This window comes from Arthrobacter sp. YAF17, from assembly GCF_052113365.1.
In the GTDB taxonomy this organism is placed as follows: Bacteria; Actinomycetota; Actinomycetes; order Actinomycetales; family Micrococcaceae; genus Arthrobacter.
This window is the reverse complement of sequence record NZ_JBFRDB010000008.1, coordinates 1-15,136: the sequence shown is the minus strand read 5'-3', so window position 1 is coordinate 15,136 and position 15,136 is coordinate 1. Positions and strand designations below refer to the sequence as shown.

Annotated in this window: 15 protein-coding genes; 2 read left to right on the top strand and 13 right to left on the bottom strand. The window is 67.9% G+C overall.

Annotated elements, in window-relative coordinates; all coding sequences use genetic code 11:
• Positions 1-6: 6 nt before the first annotated feature.
• On the top strand, positions 7-1,146 hold the full coding sequence (locus AB4Y67_RS08260; RefSeq protein WP_441405304.1) for a bifunctional 2-methylcitrate synthase/citrate synthase: 1,140 nt from the start codon (positions 7-9) through the stop codon (positions 1,144-1,146).
• 94 nt (positions 1,147-1,240) lie between these two features.
• On the opposite strand, the gene AB4Y67_RS08255 is transcribed toward AB4Y67_RS08260, so the two are convergent.
• From AB4Y67_RS08255 to AB4Y67_RS08240, 4 genes are all read right to left on the bottom strand, one after another.
• A complete protein-coding gene (locus AB4Y67_RS08255) occupies positions 1,241-2,134 on the bottom strand; it encodes a hypothetical protein (RefSeq protein WP_441405303.1) in 894 nt (297 codons plus the stop codon).
• A 159-nt stretch (positions 2,135-2,293) separates the two neighbouring features.
• A complete protein-coding gene (locus AB4Y67_RS08250) occupies positions 2,294-2,782 on the bottom strand; it encodes an 8-oxo-dGTP diphosphatase (RefSeq protein ID WP_441405302.1) in 489 nt (162 codons plus the stop codon).
• A 35-nt stretch (positions 2,783-2,817) separates the two neighbouring features.
• Positions 2,818-3,570, bottom strand: a complete 753-nt coding sequence (locus tag AB4Y67_RS08245; protein WP_441405301.1) for a hypothetical protein — start codon at positions 3,568-3,570, stop codon at positions 2,818-2,820.
• A 2-nt stretch (positions 3,571-3,572) separates the two neighbouring features.
• On the bottom strand, positions 3,573-4,094 hold the full coding sequence (locus AB4Y67_RS08240) for an RNA polymerase sigma factor (protein WP_441405300.1): 522 nt from the start codon (positions 4,092-4,094) through the stop codon (positions 3,573-3,575).
• 101 nt (positions 4,095-4,195) lie between these two features.
• On the opposite strand from AB4Y67_RS08240, the gene AB4Y67_RS08235 reads away from it, so the two are divergent.
• Positions 4,196-4,690 (top strand): GNAT family N-acetyltransferase, encoded by a 495-nt coding sequence (locus AB4Y67_RS08235; protein WP_441405299.1) that lies wholly within the window; start codon positions 4,196-4,198, stop codon positions 4,688-4,690.
• Positions 4,691-5,167: 477 nt separating this feature from the next.
• Here the strand turns inward: AB4Y67_RS08235 and xerD are convergent, their stop codons facing one another.
• The 9 genes from xerD to AB4Y67_RS08190 form a co-directional block, all read right to left on the bottom strand.
• Complete coding sequence (gene xerD / locus AB4Y67_RS08230) at positions 5,168-6,232, bottom strand: site-specific tyrosine recombinase XerD (RefSeq protein ID WP_441405298.1); 1,065 nt, start codon at positions 6,230-6,232, stop codon at positions 5,168-5,170.
• Complete coding sequence (locus AB4Y67_RS08225; protein WP_441405297.1) at positions 6,232-6,894, bottom strand: NUDIX domain-containing protein; 663 nt, start codon at positions 6,892-6,894, stop codon at positions 6,232-6,234. Before AB4Y67_RS08225 ends, xerD begins: the two co-directional genes overlap by 1 nt.
• Positions 6,895-6,921: 27 nt before the next feature.
• Complete coding sequence (locus AB4Y67_RS08220; protein ID WP_441405296.1) at positions 6,922-8,688, bottom strand: CTP synthase; 1,767 nt, start codon at positions 8,686-8,688, stop codon at positions 6,922-6,924.
• A 94-nt stretch (positions 8,689-8,782) separates the two neighbouring features.
• Entirely contained in the window at positions 8,783-10,519 is a 1,737-nt protein-coding gene (recN, locus tag AB4Y67_RS08215) for a DNA repair protein RecN (RefSeq protein ID WP_441405295.1), read from the bottom strand.
• A gap of 3 nt (positions 10,520-10,522) precedes the next feature.
• On the bottom strand, positions 10,523-11,563 hold the full coding sequence (locus tag AB4Y67_RS08210) for an NAD kinase (protein WP_441405294.1): 1,041 nt from the start codon (positions 11,561-11,563) through the stop codon (positions 10,523-10,525).
• Between the two features lie 22 nt (positions 11,564-11,585).
• A complete protein-coding gene (locus AB4Y67_RS08205; protein WP_441405293.1) occupies positions 11,586-12,398 on the bottom strand; it encodes a TlyA family RNA methyltransferase in 813 nt (270 codons plus the stop codon).
• The gene (locus AB4Y67_RS08200; protein WP_441405292.1) at positions 12,385-12,705 is read right to left on the bottom strand and encodes a hypothetical protein; all 321 of its coding nucleotides are present in this window, start codon (positions 12,703-12,705) and stop codon (positions 12,385-12,387) included. Before AB4Y67_RS08200 ends, AB4Y67_RS08205 begins: the two co-directional genes overlap by 14 nt.
• A gap of 27 nt (positions 12,706-12,732) precedes the next feature.
• Positions 12,733-13,722, bottom strand: coding sequence for an HAD-IIA family hydrolase (locus AB4Y67_RS08195; RefSeq protein WP_441405291.1), 990 nt, complete (start codon positions 13,720-13,722; stop codon positions 12,733-12,735).
• 6 nt (positions 13,723-13,728) lie between these two features.
• The coding region (locus AB4Y67_RS08190; protein WP_441405290.1) for a hypothetical protein at positions 13,729-15,136 on the bottom strand (1,408 nt) is incomplete at its 5' end.

Here is a 15,136-nt window from a genome sequence, read left to right as displayed (position 1 = left end):
TTCAGCATGGCTGAACAAGAGATCAAAAAGGGCCTCGCCGGCGTCGTGGTGGATTACACCGCGGTCTCCAAGGTGAACCCGGACACCAATTCGCTGCTATACCGCGGATACCCCGTGCAGGAACTGGCCGCCAACTGCAGCTTCGAGGAAGTCGCCTACCTGCTCTGGAACGGCGAACTGCCCACCCCGGAGCAGCTGGCGGAGTTCACGGCGCGGGAACGCGCAGGGCGTGCGATCGATCCGGTGGTGAAGCAGGTGGTGGACGCATTGCCCACCACCTCGCACCCGATGGACGTTTGCCGCACGGCGGCCTCCGTCATGGGCGCCCGGCACCCGCTCGCGGAGGATTCCTCGCGGGAGGCCAACATGGCCAAAGCGGTGGACCTCTTCGCGGCCATGCCGGCGATCGTGGCCTACGACCAGCGCCGCAGGCACGGCCAGGATGTCGTGGCTCCCCGCGACGACCTGGGCTACTCCGCGAACTTCCTTTGGATGGCCTTCGGCGAGGAACCCGTTCAGGAAGTCGTTGAGGCCTTCAACGTCTCGATGATTCTGTATGCCGAGCACTCCTTCAACGCCTCCACCTTCACGGCCCGCGTGATCACCTCGACCCTGTCGGACCTGCATTCGGCCGTGACCGGGGCGATCGGGGCGCTCAAGGGCCCGCTGCACGGCGGCGCGAACGAGGCCGTCATGCACACCTTCGACGAGATCGGCATCCGGCCGGAGGAGTCGCTGGAGGAGGCCCACACCCGCGCGAAGGCGTGGATGGAGGACGCCCTGGCGCACAAGAAGAAGGTCATGGGCTTCGGGCACCGCGTCTACAAGCACGGCGACTCCCGCGTGCCCACGATGAAGGCCGCCCTGGACAAAATGATCGCGCACTACGGCCGGCCGGAACTGCTGGGGCTGTACAACGGCCTGGAAACGGCGATGGACGAGGCGAAGGCCATCAAGCCGAACCTCGACTACCCGGCCGGACCCACGTACCACCTGATGGGCTTCGACACCCCGACGTTTACTCCCCTGTTCGTCGCCAGCCGCATCACCGGCTGGACCGCGCACATCATGGAGCAGTTGGACTCGAACTCCCTGATCCGCCCGCTGAGCGAGTACAACGGCGTCGAGGAACGGCACCTGCCGTAGCCTCGGTTCCTGCAGCACAAACGACGGTGGGCCGGTCACCTGGAAAGGTGGCCGGCCCGCCGTCGTTTTGTGTGTTGTGTTGTTTCGTGTACCGTCAGCCGGCGCTGAGCTTGAGTGAAGTAATCATGCGCTTGGCGTTCAGATACTCGGAGGTCTCCATGTAGGCCCGGGCGGCGTCCATGGAGGGAAACGCCTTGGCGCCCTTGCGGCCCGGGATTTCCTCCGGGTCCCCGGCGCGGACCTGGAAGGCGTCGGCGAAGGTGTAGGTCGGGGTCTCGGCAGGTCCATTGACCATGTTGTAGAACATGCATGTCGTGCCGCCCTGCCCTGCCGGCGTGCTGGTCAGTCCGTAGGACGCTGTGACCCGGTCCGATTCCTGGAGAGCCCGGAAGGCGAACCTCGGCGTGACGGATCCCTTAGACGGCTGGTACGGAAGGGCGACTTCGACCGAATCCAGCACCGAGTAGGGAACCGCGCCCTGGCAGGCGCCGCCGAATCCACCAGCCGGCCCCAGATGCAGTGAGGCCACCACCAGGCCGGCTTCGTCGGAAACGTCCACGTCCACCTCCCCGGAACCGGCAGCCCCGGCCGGAGTGGAAACACTCCATGCACCCGGGTAGTCGAAGCTGACCTTTCCATCATCGCTGCTGAAAGTCCGCCAGACGCCGGGGGCGGGCGGCGGTGTGGCGGCGTCGGACGTGGCGGGCGCCGAAGTTGCCGATGGTTGCACGGCAACAGACGTCGCAACGGCGGCCGACGGCGTCGACGTCATCGCCCCCGTCGCTGTCGGTGCCACGACTCCCGTCGTCGAGCGGGCCGGGTCCGCGGACACCATGTTGCCGGCCACGGCAACGCCACCGGCGACAGCCGCCACGGCGAGGGCAACGACAGCAGCCGCCCAGGGCCAGCGCCGGCGGGGTGCCGCGTCGTTCGACGGCCCTTCGTCGTAAGGGTCCCCGTCCGGAATGCCGTGATTGCTTGAGCCCATACCCTGTCCCCATCTCGTCCGTGTGCCGTGTTCAGCTAAGCCACAAGAAGTGCGTGGACCGCTGCGGCGCGAAGTTCGAACCTCAGGCTACTGCCCGTGCTGTCGCATTCACCGCAACACGATTTCGAGTCGCGGAATGTTTCGCCTTGTACGTCTGGCTCACCGTGGTGCGGAGGGGTACCTGACCGAAGCCACCGTTTCGTTGTCCTCGTTGAGGACCACGACGACGTCGATCCGTTCACCTGCCAGGGCGGGAGGCAGCCAGTGCTCGGCGTCCTGCCACATGCGGTGCAGCGGCAGTTCGTCGACGGCGAACCATTCGGGCGTGATCTCCGCGCTTTCCGCGGGTTCGCCTTCCCAGGATCTGGCGGTGAACAGCCTGCACGACATGTTCCACTCCGTCCTGGAGGGAAAGATGAACTCGACGACGCCGGCATGGGCCAGGTCCTCCTGCCGGACAACGACGCCGGCTTCCTCCCAGACCTCCCGGACGATGGCCTCGGCGTCGCTCTCCCCCGCTTCCACGTGGCCGCCAATGCCCACGATCTTGCCCGTGCCGAAGCCGGTCCGTTTGAGGCCCAGCAGCACGACTGTACCGCGCTCCGACTCACCGAGCAGGAAGCAGAGGGTGACCGGCGTGGACGTCATGTGCTCAACCCTATATCCGGCGCGGGGTGCCGCGGCTATCCGGCTGCCGGCCCGTCGCCCACGAGCTGGGGACGCAGTTCGACCGGTATCCCGTTCTGCGCGAATTGCTTGTCCATGGCCTGCTGCGGCGTGAGGCCTTCATTGTTCGTGGCCTGGAACTCCCAGTTAAAGACGCTGGACCAGGGTTGCCGGACATCGCAGAGGAAACGGCCATTCTGCAGTTTGGCGATCTTGAACCAGGCGTTGCCGCCGTCGAGCTTTAGTGCCCTGACCCCGTCGTCCGAGATGGAGTAGGCGAGCCATCCGCCGGCGCAACCCAGCACCGTGTAGTAGCCCTGTTCCGCGGGTGCAATCGGGATGATCGCCCGCACCTGGTCACTGCGCTGCTGGTCGACGTTGTCCAGAGTGCATGCGACACCGCCGGTACTCAAAGCGGCAGGACTCGCTTTCGTGGGAGACGCCGTGGGGGCGGCGCGGGACGGGCTTGGGGACGGGGTGGAGCTGGCGGAGACAGTAGGCGTCGGGCTGCCCGTCTGGGCCGGTCCCGGGGCCGGCTGCGGCATCAGGTTGCCGCCAACGACGACGGCGGCCACGACAGCCGCAGCGGCAAGGACGGTCGCCGCCGCAGTCCGCATGCGCCTGCGCCGCGCCGGGGTGCGCCCTTCAAGGCTGACAACATTCGGATCGGTGGAGTAGACAATCGAGCGGGCAGGTTGGCTTCCCGGTACCGCGCCGGGTGCTCCCACCCGCGGCTTGGCATCCTTCATGAGCTGTTCGATGCGGTCCATGGCTAGTCCTTCCGTTCGGTCATGAGGTGAGAGGGTGCGGCCTTCGCGAAAGCGCGGCGGGCACGGTGGAGGCGGACCGCGGCAGCCGAAGGAGAACATCCCAGCGTCTGGGCCAGTTCAGCGGTGGTCAGATCGTCCCAGTAGCTGAGCATTAGAACCTCGCGGTCCCGCTCCCTTAGCTGCACCAGCACTGCTGCCACAGCCGCCTGTTCTTCAGTGTCTGCTCCGGGGATCTGGCTGCGGGCCTCTTCCTTCAGCCGGTCGGTGAGTTCCTGGCGGCGGCGTCGTCCCTTGTATTCATTGCCGATCACATTCCGGGCGGTGGCCAGCAGCCAGCCAATGCCGGGCGGCTCCGACAGTTGCTTCTGCCAGGCAATTCTGAAGACGTCCGCCGCCAGTTCCTCGGCGCGGTGGCGGTCATTGATGCGGCGGGCAATGTAGCCGTAGACCCGCGCGGAATGCTGAGTGTGCAGGTCAATGAACGCTTGCTCTTTGGCGGCCAGCATGGTGTTTCCCCCGGACATCGGATGACTTCTTCCTAATGGCTAAGTGTCCCGTGAAGAGTACTTTCTTACACGCGGACAAGAAAAACTTAGCGGGCCGAGGAGTCTGGCAGGATGTGGTGATGCCATTCACGCTGCGCGAGGCCGCGCTTTCCGACGCACCGCAGATCGCTGAACTTCATGTGGCCACCTGGCGGGAGGCCTACTCCCATTTGCTCCCGGAGGACTTCTTCACCGACGAGCACGTCCAGGGCCGCCACCAGATGTGGACTCACATGCTCCGGAATCCACGCGAGGAAAGGACTATCAGAATCGCGGAGAGCAGCGGGCAGATCATCGGCTTCGCGTTCACCGGCCCCAGCTTCAGCGCTGAGGGCCAGCACGTCCCGCGCGATCGTCAGGTGTTCAGCATTTACGTAGCGGCAGCCCACCATGGCACCGGGGTGGGACAGGCGTTGCTTGACGCCACGGCGGGTGATGCTCCCGCGATGCTGTGGGTTGCGAAGGATAATCCTCGGGCAGTGGCGTTCTATCGTCGCAACGGATTTGAATTCGATGGGGCGGAGCAGACCGACCCGGGTGCTCCAGACATCGTCGCCGCCCGGATGGTGAGATGATCCGGCAACCGTCGACAGTGGAAATCGAAGAACCTGCCAAATACATCCGGTACCAGGCAACACACCCAAACGGCCGGGGTACCTATCCGGGCATCTTCGCTCTCGCTAACGGTCTTGCCAGCAGCGGCGGCTCAGCGCCGAAGACCGGGCCGGCTGGCGACGCGCGAACGATCGGGCCGATGCCGCCTACCTGGACCCGGCGACCGTTGATCCAACCGCGAGATCAACCCGACAGCTCAGGCTTGGTTCAAGAGCACAGCGAATCACCTTCTCGAGGATCTGGACTTCTATACGGACCTCTTGCGGCGCCACGACGTCGAATACCAGAAGCTGCACTCCGACGATCCAGGAACCGTTCTCTACGAAGACGAGGTCCAGATAGTTGTCGCACCCCGCCAGCCCTGACCCGTAGCGGCCGGTGACCCGGCAGAACAGGTTAGCGTGCGCTCCGACAGGCCAAGTGGCGGGACGGTGCCTTTAGCCCAGCGCCCTCGGATGCGCGGCGGCGTAGATCTCCCGCAGGGTGTCCGCGGTGACCAGGGTGTAGACCTGCGTGGTGGTCACGGAGGCATGGCCCAGCAGTTCCTGCACCACCCGGACGTCCGCCCCGCCCTCGAGCAGGTGCGTGGCGAAGGAGTGCCTCAGGGTGTGCGGCGAGACGTCCTTGGTGATGTTGGCTTTCTCGGCGGCCGTCTTCAGGATCGTCCAGGCGCTCTGCCGGCTGATCCGTCCGCCGCGCGCGTTAAGGAACAGCGCCGGGGTCCCCTTGCCCTTTGCCGCCAGCAGCGGCCGGCCGCGGACGAGGTAGGCGTCGAGCGCACGGGCGCCGAACGAACCGAGCGGCACCAGCCGTTCCTTGGAACCCTTGCCGAAAAGCCGGACGATTGCCGGGCCGGGCTCCTCCGCCGCTCCGGGCGTCTGCAGGGAGATGTCGTCGACGTCGAGGCCCACTGCCTCGCTGATGCGGGCGCCCGTGGAATACAGGAACTCCAGCAGTGCCCGGTCGCGCAGCCCCGTGGCCGTATCCGTTCCTGCCGCCTCCAGGATCCTCGTCACCTCGTCGACGCTGATGGCCTTGGGCAGGCGTTTGCCGGGCATGGGCGGGTGGACGTCGCTGGCGGGGTCGGTGGGAGTGACACCTTCGAGGGCCCAGAACTTGTGGAGTCCGCGGACAGCCACCACCGTCCGGGCCGCCGACCGGATGCCCAGTGCCGATCCGCCGTCGGACCCGTCAGAGAGCGCCTGGACGAAACCGGTGACGTCATGCCGGCTGATCTCGGCCGGGCGCTGGCGGCCGGTCCGGGCCAAGTGCCGGGCGTAGCGGGCCAGGTCCCGCCGGTACGCGGAGAGGGTATTTGCCGCGAGTCCGCGTTCCACCCCCATGTGCTGCAGGTAGTCCGTGATGGCGCAGTCAATTGCTGTCAGCGGCCGCGCCGGAGGCTGCGTGCGGGTGGTGGCGTGCGCCGCCTTGGCGGCCGCAGAAGACGCTTTGACCTGCAGGGGCGCAGCAGCCGGCGGCGCCACAGTCAGCGGTTCCGCCATCAGCGCTGGCTGGGGTGCGCGGGCCACGGCGCGTAGCCCGGACGGAGGCCCCGGAAGTTGCCGTCCCGGGCGGCCGCGGCGGCGAGGATCCCGACGACGGCGGACGGGTTGTGCAGGCGCCCCTCCAGCACGGCTGCTACGGCATCATCGAGCGGAATCCAGTGCAACTCGATTTCGGCTTCCTCGTCGGTGCGGACGTGGAGTTCGTGGCCGGGCACGTCGCTCAGGCCCCGGGCGAGGTAGATGCGGATGGCTTCGCTGGAGGACCCCGGGGAATTGAAGAAATCGGCCAGCACGTTCCACTGCCCGGCGACGAGGTCGGCTTCCTCGGCCAGCTCGCGTGCCGCGCCAACGACGAAATCCTCGCCTTCAACATCGAGGAGCCCGGCCGGAATCTCCCACAGGTCCATGCCGACAGGGTGCCGGTACTGCTTGATCAGCAGCACCTCGCCGTCGTCGTTCATCGGCAGGACTGCCACCGCGCCGGGGTGGTCGATGTAGTCGCGGACGAGCGGATCGCCGTCGTCGTTGAGCTGGAAACTGTCACTGACCACATCCCAGATCCGGCCTTCATAGACCGTCCGCGAAGACAAAAGACGGCGCGGGCTCGGTTCGTCCGAAACCTGCCGTGCAGCATTGGGGGTCTCAGGGTTACCGGGCATCGCGCCGTCCTTTGATTCAGTTGGGTGTTACTTCGACACTGCCGGGGAAGGCTTGGCGGCCGCCGGCTTGGCAGCGGCGGCAGCGGGCTCGCCCGCGCCGTGCTGGTGCTCCAGTGCGGCCTTGACCAGTCCCGAGAACAGCGCGTGCGGCCGGGTCGGGCGTGAGCTGAGTTCCGGGTGTGCCTGCGTGGCCACGTAGTACGGGTGGACTTCGCGGGGAAGTTCGACGTACTCGACGAGCTTGCCGTCGGGCGACGTTCCGGAGAACACCAGTCCCTGGGCTGCAATCTGGTCGCGGTACTTGTTGTTGACCTCGTAGCGGTGGCGGTGCCGTTCGCTGACCTTCGTGGTGCCGTAGGTCTCTGCGACCACGGACCCTTCGTCCAGCTTGGCCTCGTAGAGTCCCAGGCGCATGGTGCCGCCCAGGTCGCCCTTGCCGTCCACGAAGTCCAGCTGCTCTTCCATGGTGGCGATGACCGGGTACTTGGAGTCCGGCTCGAATTCGGAGGAGGAGGCGCCTTCGAGGCCGACCACGTTGCGGGCGTACTCGATCACCATGCACTGCAGGCCAAGGCAGAGACCCAGGACCGGAAGCCTGCTTTCGCGGGCGTACTTCAGCGCGCCGAGCTTTCCTTCGAGTCCGCGGATGCCGAAGCCGCCGGGAACACAGATCGCGTCGACCCCGTCCAGGGACTTGACGGCGCCTTCGTGGGTGTCGCATTCGTCCGAGGGGACCCAGCGGATCTTGACCTTGGTGTCATTGGCGAAGCCGCCGGCGCGCAGGGCCTCGGTCACGGACAGGTAGGCGTCCGGCAGGTCGATGTACTTGCCGACCAGGGCGATCTCAACCTCGTGCTTGGGGTTGTGGACCGCATCCAGGAGCCTGTCCCAGCTGGTCCAGTCAACGTCCTTGAACGGCAGGTCCAGGGCACGGACGATGTAGGAATCCAGTCCCTGGGAATGCAGGGTCTTCGGGATGTCGTAGATGCTCGGGGCATCCGGGCAGCCGATGACCGCGTCGATGTCGACGTCGCACATGCGGCCAATCTTGTCGCGCATGGCCTGCGGCACTTCGCGGTCCGAACGGATCACGATCGCCTCGGGCTGGATGCCGATGGAACGCAGCGCGGCAACGGAGTGCTGCGTCGGCTTGGTCTTCAGTTCCTGTGACGGGCCGATATACGGCACGAGGGAGACGTGGAGGAAGAACACGTTGCCGCGGCCGACGTCCTGGCGGACCTGGCGGGCGGATTCGAGGAACGGCTGCGACTCGATGTCGCCGACGGTGCCGCCGATCTCGGTGATGATGACGTCGGGGGCGTGCTTGCCCTCGGCGGGAAGCCGCATGCGCCGCTTGATCTCATCGGTGATGTGCGGGATGACCTGGACGGTGTCGCCGAGGTATTCGCCGCGGCGTTCCTTGGCGATCACGGTGGAGTAGACCTGGCCGGTCGTGACGTTGGCCGAGCCTTCGAGGTTCTCATCGAGGAAGCGCTCGTAGTGGCCGATGTCGAGGTCCGTTTCGGCGCCGTCGTCAGTGACGAAGACTTCGCCGTGCTGGAAGGGGTTCATCGTGCCCGGATCCACATTCAGATAGGGATCGAGCTTTTGCATTGTTACAGACAAGCCGCGTGCCCGCAGGAGGTGACCGAGGCTCGAAGCCGTCAGTCCCTTACCGAGCGAGGACGCCACACCACCGGTGACGAAGATGTGTTTGGTCGTCTTGGACGAGTCCGGAAACCGGGAATTTACACGGGAATTTGATCGCTGCACCACGGAGTTCGAGCCTATCATCAATTCGTCCTTCAAGGGGTCTGTTCGCGGCAAGCCGCTGTGATTGTCATCCCGGCAGCGTCCGGCCGCCGGTGGTGTGTTCAGTCCGGGGCGGTCATGCCTGCGGCAGGAGCCGGGCGTCGTCCAGCAGTTCCTGGGCGTGGGCCTGGGCGGATTCGGAGTCTTCCTGGCCGGCCAGCATGCGGGCCAGCTCCCGGACACGCTCTGCGGCGTCGAGAAGCTGGACGTCACTGGAGGTGAAGCCGGTGGCCGTGGCCCCGTCGGCGCCGCGCACGGACGTCTTGGTGACCCGGATGTGCTGGTCGGCGAATGCCGCCACCTGCGGCAGGTGCGTCACCACGAGCACCTGGACGTGCCGGGCGAGCATTGCCAGCCGGCGGCCGATTTCGACGGCGGCGCGGCCGCCCACGCCGGCGTCGACCTCGTCGAACACGAAGGTGGGGACCGGGTCGACGGCGGCGAGCACCACCTCGATGGCGAGCATCACGCGGGACAGTTCACCGCCGGAGGCGCCCTTGCCCAGCGGGCGGGCGGGGGCGCCGGAGTGCGGCTGGAGCAGGAAGGAAATCTCGTCCGCGCCGAACGGGCCGGGCGGGCCGCCGGACTCGACATTGATCACCAGGGTGGCGTCCGCCATCGCCAGGGCCTTGAGCTCGGCGCTGACGCGGGCGGAGAGGTCCTTGGCCGCCTTCTTCCGCAGCTTGCTGACGGCGGCGGCCTGTTTGACCAGCTCCGCCCCGGTGCGGGTGACGTCGGCGTCCAGCGCCTCGATCCGGGTGGAGTCGTCCTGCAGCTCCAGGAACCTCCTCCGGGCCTCCTCAGCCCACACCAGCACTTCGTCGATGCTCGGAGCGTACTTGCGCACCAGCTTCGCCAGGGCGGCGCGGCGGTCCTCGATCTCGGCGAGCCGTTCCGGGCCCTCAGTGTCCAGGGCGGCCTGGTAGCTGGCGAGCTCGGTGGCGATGTCGTTGAGCAGGAAGCCCACCTCGGCCAGCCGGGCGGCCGCGGAGCCGAGCTCCTCGTCGTGTTCGGCGACGTGCTCAAGGGTGCGTTTGGCGGCGTCGACCAGGGCCGTGGCGTCGCTGCCTTCGCCGAAGTCCTCCGCGATGAGGGCCTGGTGCGCGGTGCTGGCCGCGATCCGGAGTTCCTCGACGTTGGCGAGCTTGACCGCCTCGGCCTTGAGCGACTCGTCCTCCCCCGGCTGCGGGTCGACGGCGTCGATTTCTGCCAGGGCAACCTCGAGGGATTCGGCCTCGCGGAGGCGCTCCCGGGCGGCGCTGCGAAGCTCATCGAGCTCGGCCTGGCTGGACTTCCAGCGGGCGTGGAGCTCCTGGTAGCTGCCAAGGGTTGCGGCGAGGGTCTCCCCCGCGAATTTGTCGAGGGCACCGCGCTGCGCCACAGGGCTCTTGAGCCGGATCTGTTCGGACTGGCCGTGGACCACCACGAGGGTTTCGCCGATCTCGCCGAGCACTCCCACCGGCGCGGCGCGTCCGCCCAGGTAGGCGCGGCTGCGCCCGTCCGCGCCGACGCTGCGGGCGAGCAGCAGTTCGGCGCCGCCGTCGAACTCCTCGACGTCTGCTCCGGCCTCACGGGCGCGCGCCACGGCGGGGTGGCCGGCGTCGAGTTTCACGGTGGCCTCGGCGGAGGCGCTTTTAGCGCCGCTGCGGACGGCGCCGGCGTCGGACCGTGCCCCGAGCAGCAGCCCGACGGCGGTCACCACCATAGTCTTGCCGGCACCTGTCTCACCGGTCACGACGCTCAGGCCGGGGCCGAGGGGCAGCGTGGCGTCGGTAATGACGCCCAGGTCGCGGATTCTCAGTTCTTCAAGCATGGGTCACTTCGCAGTCGATGGATCGGTGGTCTCGCCTGGCCCTGCGGGCGGCGGCCCGGCCTGCGGCGGCGTGGGAAGCGGGGGCATCGGCCTTGGTGTGCGGATGACGGGCACCGGCCCCGTGTGGATGGTGGCGGCCTGCGGCATGGGTCCGCGCCAGCCCTGGATGGGCAGCTCGAATTTGCGGACCAGGCGGCCGGAGAAGGGCGTCTGGTGTGTGCGGGCGAGCCGCACGGGCGTGGCGGAGCGGGTTACTTCCACACGCGCTCCGGGCGGGAGGTCCACCGAGCGGCGGCCGTCGCACCACAGCACGCCCTGGGCATTCGTGCGGTTCAGGATTTCCACCGCGAGCCGGGACCGGGGCGAGACCACCAGCGGCTTGGCGAAGAGCGCGTGGGCGCTGATCGGCACGATCAGCAGCGCCTCGACCTCGGGCCACACCACCGGACCGCCGGCCGAAAAGGCGTAGGCGGTGGAGCCGGTGGGCGTGGCGAGGACAACGCCGTCGCAGCCGAAGGAGGTGAGGGGGCGTTCGTCGACTTCGGTGACCACCTCGAGCATCCGTTCCCGGTTGCCCTTTTCGATCGCGGCCTCGTTGAGGGCCCAGGTGTGCCAGATCTTTTGCCCGCGGACCCAGACCTGGACGTCGATGGTCATCCGCTCTTCCACCGTGTATTCGCGGCTCGCGATCCATTCGACGGTCTGGGCGAGGTCCGCCCGCTCGCTCTCGGCCAGGAAGCCGACATGGCCGAGGTTGACGCCGAGCAGCGGCACGTCGACCTCGCGCACCAGCTCTGCCGCGCGGAGGATGGTGCCGTCGCCGCCGAGCACCATGACGAGTTCGACGTCGGGCAGCATCACGTGGTCATGGAGAATCTCGACGGGCTGGTCGAGGTGTCCGAAGAAGCGGACCATGTCGCCGAGCTCTGTTTTCAGCATCACGGGAACGATGCCGGCGTCGTGGAGCCGGGCGCACGCTTCCCAGGCAGCTTTGAGGGACTCCTCGCGGCCTGTGTGGGCAAGGATGAGGACGCGCCTGCTCATCGGGTTCCGCCTTCTGGTGCTTCTAGTTCTTGGGCCAGATTGATCCGAGTAACGCAGCAACGGCTGCGTCCCGCTCTTCGATCTTAGGCAGGTCTGTTCCAATCCCGCGTCTTATCCACAGGAAGTACTCGACGTTTCCGTCCTGGCCGGGCAGCGGGCTGCTGGCCAGTCCTTTCAGTTCCAGCCCGGCATCCATGGCCGCCGCGGCCACTTTGGTCACGGCGAGGCGGCGCTCCCGGTCGGATGTGACGACGCCGGTGCGGCCCAGCCGGTCCTTGCCGATCTCGAACTGCGGCTTGACCATCAGGACCAGGTCCCCGCCCGGTTCTGTGCTGGCCGCGAGGGGTGCCAGCACGAGGGTGAGGGAGATGAAGGACAGGTCCGCCACCGTCAACGCCACGGGACCGCCGATCTCTGCCGGGGCCATGTAGCGGACGTTGAGGCCTTCGTGGACGGAAACCCGGGGGTCGTTGCGGATCGCGGGGACCAACTGGTCATGCCCGACGTCGACGGCGACGACATGGTCCGCGCCGCGGCGCAGCAGCACGTCGGTGAAACCGCCGGTGGAGGCGCCGGCGTCGAGGCACCGCTTGCCGGCGACCTTGACGGCGGGAAAGGCGTCCAGCGCACCGGCCAGCTTGTGCCCGGCGCGGCTGACGTAGTTGTCCTCGTTGGAGGCGGCAACGTCGAGGCTCGTGTCGTCGCCGACCTGGAAGGATGCCTTGGCCAGCACTTCCCCGTTGGTAGTGACTTTGCCTTCGGCGATGAGGCGGGCGGCGTGCGTGCGCGACCTCGCCAGCCCGCGGCTCACGAGGGCCTGGTCAAGCCTGCTCATTCGCGGAGTCTCCCGGTGAAGTGGTGGTGACGGATTCGTTCAGGGCGGCCAGTAGGTCATCATGCAGTCCGGCATAGACCTCCCCGTGCTGGGCCACCGGCAGGTCCTGCAGTTCGGTGAGGCGGTCCAGCAGGGCGTCGACGGCGGGATCCTGGGAGCCGGCGTCTGCTGCGGCTTCGGCGGGCTCCGCCGGGGCCGGCGCGGCCGGCCGGGCCGGAGTCGCCGGCCGGGCCGGAGTCGCCGGCCGGGTGACCTGGGCTTCTCCCCTTTTGGGATCCGGTTCGGTGACGTGGTTCGGCTCGGTCATGGTCCCCAGTCTAGTAATCAAACCCGTCTAGTGATCCAGCCATTCGAGGACCGGCGCCAGGGCGGCGGCGGTCTCCCGGTTGGCCGTCCACCAGGCTGAACACGCGGCCCGCCAGGCATCGAGGTCGCCCGGATCGCCGGTGACCCTTACCGTCTGCCCGTCGACGACGGCGGAGGCCGCGCCGCACCGGTGCTGCCCGCCGTCGGACTCCAAGACCGGGTACGGGCGGTAGAGGTCCGTGAGGTCGTTGATGAGATAGTCGGGCCGTTCCAGGGTGCGGGCGGCCAGGATCGACTCCCTTGTGTCGACGCCGGTCAGCACGGCGACCGTGGCGAAGCCGGCGTTGTTGCCGCCGAGGATGTCGGTGTCCAGACGGTCGCCGACGACGAGCGGCCGATCGGCAGCAAGGCGTTTTGCGGCAGCGTGGAACAACGGCGCTTCCGGCTTCCCGGCGACCAGTGGACGTTGCCCGGTGGCAGCCGTCACGGCAGCAACCAGGGTCCCGTTGCCGGGGGCAATCCCCCGGGCCTGGGGAATGGACATGTCCGTGTTGGTGGCCACCCACAGGGCGCCGCCGGCGACGACATAGGCAGCTTCCGCCAGGTCTTTCCACCCGATGTCCGGATGGAAGCCCTGCACGACGGCGACGGGCCGCTCCGACTCGCTGCGGACCGGAACCAGCCCGGCGAGTTCGATCTCCTGCGCCAGGGAGGCCCCGCCGGTGATCAGCACGCGGGCACCGGCCGGCAGCAGGGACGCCAGCAGCTCGCCCGCGGCCTGCGACGAGCTGACCACCTGGTGGTCCTCCGCCGGGGCGCCCAGCTCGCGCAGGTGCTGTGCCACCTGCGCGGGTGTCCGGGAGGCGTTGTTCGTGACGTAGCCGAGGCCGACGCCGATCCCGGCGAGCCGGCTCAGGGATTCCACGGCGCCGGGTATGGCGTGCGGGCCCGCATAGACGACGCCGTCGAGATCAGCGAGGAGTGCGTCGAAGGCAGAGATCAGCTCCGGTGCGGCCATGTCCGGTCAGCCCTCGGAGCGTTGCTGGTCGCGGGAGTCGGCGTCCTGGAACTCGTCGTGGCTGGTCTCACCGGACTCGTCGCCGGCGAGGACCTCGGAGCGGTCCAGGGCGTCAGGTTCGACGGAGTCCTCATCGGACTCGGCGTCGTCGGACTCCCAGAAGTCGGATTCGGCGTCGTCGGATCCTGCGTCCTGGGCGTTCGCGGCAGAGTCATTCGTTTCCGGGAGCCCGGCAACAGCCTCGGCGCTGGCAGCACGGGGCGTCTGCTCCTGGTCCGCCGCAGCGGACCGCTGGGCAGTCTGCTGGGCGACGAGCCTGCGCTGCTGTGCTTCCTCGCGGGCTTCCTCTTCCTCGTCCCAGCCGAGGTCGATGATGTCGGGGTCCTCGGAGAGGTCGAGGCCGAGGGCGTTCTCGGCAACGACGGCCTGGCGCTGCCATTTCTCGGCTTCCGTGTCGCGGCCTACCGCGGCAAGGGCATCGGCGTAGGCGCGGAAGAGGCGCGGGCTGTAGGAGAACGCCCGGTTGATGTCCAGCTGGACGATTTCCAGTTCGGAGACAGCAGCATCCAGCTGGCCCAAATCGGTGCGGGCGCCGGCGGCCACGATTGCAAGTTCCGCCTTGCCGGGGGCGTCGAGGTCCTTGGCTTCCTCGGAACGTGCCATCTCCAGGGCGCGGTCGGGCCGGCCGAGTCCGCGTTCGCAGTCTGCCATGACGGGCAGGTGCATGTTGGAGCCGCTGATCCGCCGGTAGGTGCGGAACTCGCGGAGGGCTTCACCGTAGTGGCCGGCAGCGTAGGCGGTGAGGCCCACGGCTTCGCGGACGGCGGCGAGGCGGCCACCGCGGCGGCTGGCCGCGAGGGCGTGCTGGAAGGCGAGCTCGGGTTCGTCGTCGATCAAGCGCCCGGCCATCACGAGGTGGCGGGCCACCCATTCGGCGCTGTTGTCCTCGAGCGTCTTGATCTGGTGCTGCGTGGCGCGGTCCAGTTCCTTGCCCGTGACGTCGTCGTCGATCTGCGGTGAACGCTCGCGGTCGGGACGGTTGGCGCTGCGCAGGTCCCTGGCGTTGGGTACGCGGACCGGGCGGTCTTCCGCCCTGTCGCGGCCGAACTGGCGGGGGCCGGAGTCGCCGCGGTCAAAGCCGCGAGCCGGACGGTCATCACGGTCAAAGCTGCGCGCCGGACGGTCATCACGGCTGCCGAAAGGCTTACGGTTGTCGCCACCACTGTAGGGCTTGCGGTCACGGTCGCCGCCACCGCTGTACGGCTTACGGTCGCCCTCACGCGGAGCGCCGTCACCATAAGGCTTACGATCCCGATCGCCGCCACCGCTGTACGGCTTACGATCGCTCGTGCCACCGGCACCAAAGCTGCGACGCTCCCCGCCACCCTCACGCGGAGCGCGGTCACCATAAGGC

Coding starts and splice junctions, on each gene's coding strand:
- AB4Y67_RS08260 (WP_441405304.1), top strand. CDS start 7: ATGGCTGAACAAGAGATCAAAAAGGGCCTCGCCGGCGTCGTGGTGGAT.
- AB4Y67_RS08255 (WP_441405303.1), bottom strand. CDS start 2,134: ATGGGCTCAAGCAATCACGGCATTCCGGACGGGGACCCTTACGACGAA.
- AB4Y67_RS08250 (WP_441405302.1), bottom strand. CDS start 2,782: ATGACGTCCACGCCGGTCACCCTCTGCTTCCTGCTCGGTGAGTCGGAG.
- AB4Y67_RS08245 (WP_441405301.1), bottom strand. CDS start 3,570: ATGGACCGCATCGAACAGCTCATGAAGGATGCCAAGCCGCGGGTGGGA.
- AB4Y67_RS08240 (WP_441405300.1), bottom strand. CDS start 4,094: ATGTCCGGGGGAAACACCATGCTGGCCGCCAAAGAGCAAGCGTTCATT.
- AB4Y67_RS08235 (WP_441405299.1), top strand. CDS start 4,196: ATGCCATTCACGCTGCGCGAGGCCGCGCTTTCCGACGCACCGCAGATC.
- xerD (WP_441405298.1), bottom strand. CDS start 6,232: ATGGCGGAACCGCTGACTGTGGCGCCGCCGGCTGCTGCGCCCCTGCAG.
- AB4Y67_RS08225 (WP_441405297.1), bottom strand. CDS start 6,894: ATGCCCGGTAACCCTGAGACCCCCAATGCTGCACGGCAGGTTTCGGAC.
- AB4Y67_RS08220 (WP_441405296.1), bottom strand. CDS start 8,688: ATGATAGGCTCGAACTCCGTGGTGCAGCGATCAAATTCCCGTGTAAAT.
- recN (WP_441405295.1), bottom strand. CDS start 10,519: ATGCTTGAAGAACTGAGAATCCGCGACCTGGGCGTCATTACCGACGCC.
- AB4Y67_RS08210 (WP_441405294.1), bottom strand. CDS start 11,563: ATGAGCAGGCGCGTCCTCATCCTTGCCCACACAGGCCGCGAGGAGTCC.
- AB4Y67_RS08205 (WP_441405293.1), bottom strand. CDS start 12,398: ATGAGCAGGCTTGACCAGGCCCTCGTGAGCCGCGGGCTGGCGAGGTCG.
- AB4Y67_RS08200 (WP_441405292.1), bottom strand. CDS start 12,705: ATGACCGAGCCGAACCACGTCACCGAACCGGATCCCAAAAGGGGAGAA.
- AB4Y67_RS08195 (WP_441405291.1), bottom strand. CDS start 13,722: ATGGCCGCACCGGAGCTGATCTCTGCCTTCGACGCACTCCTCGCTGAT.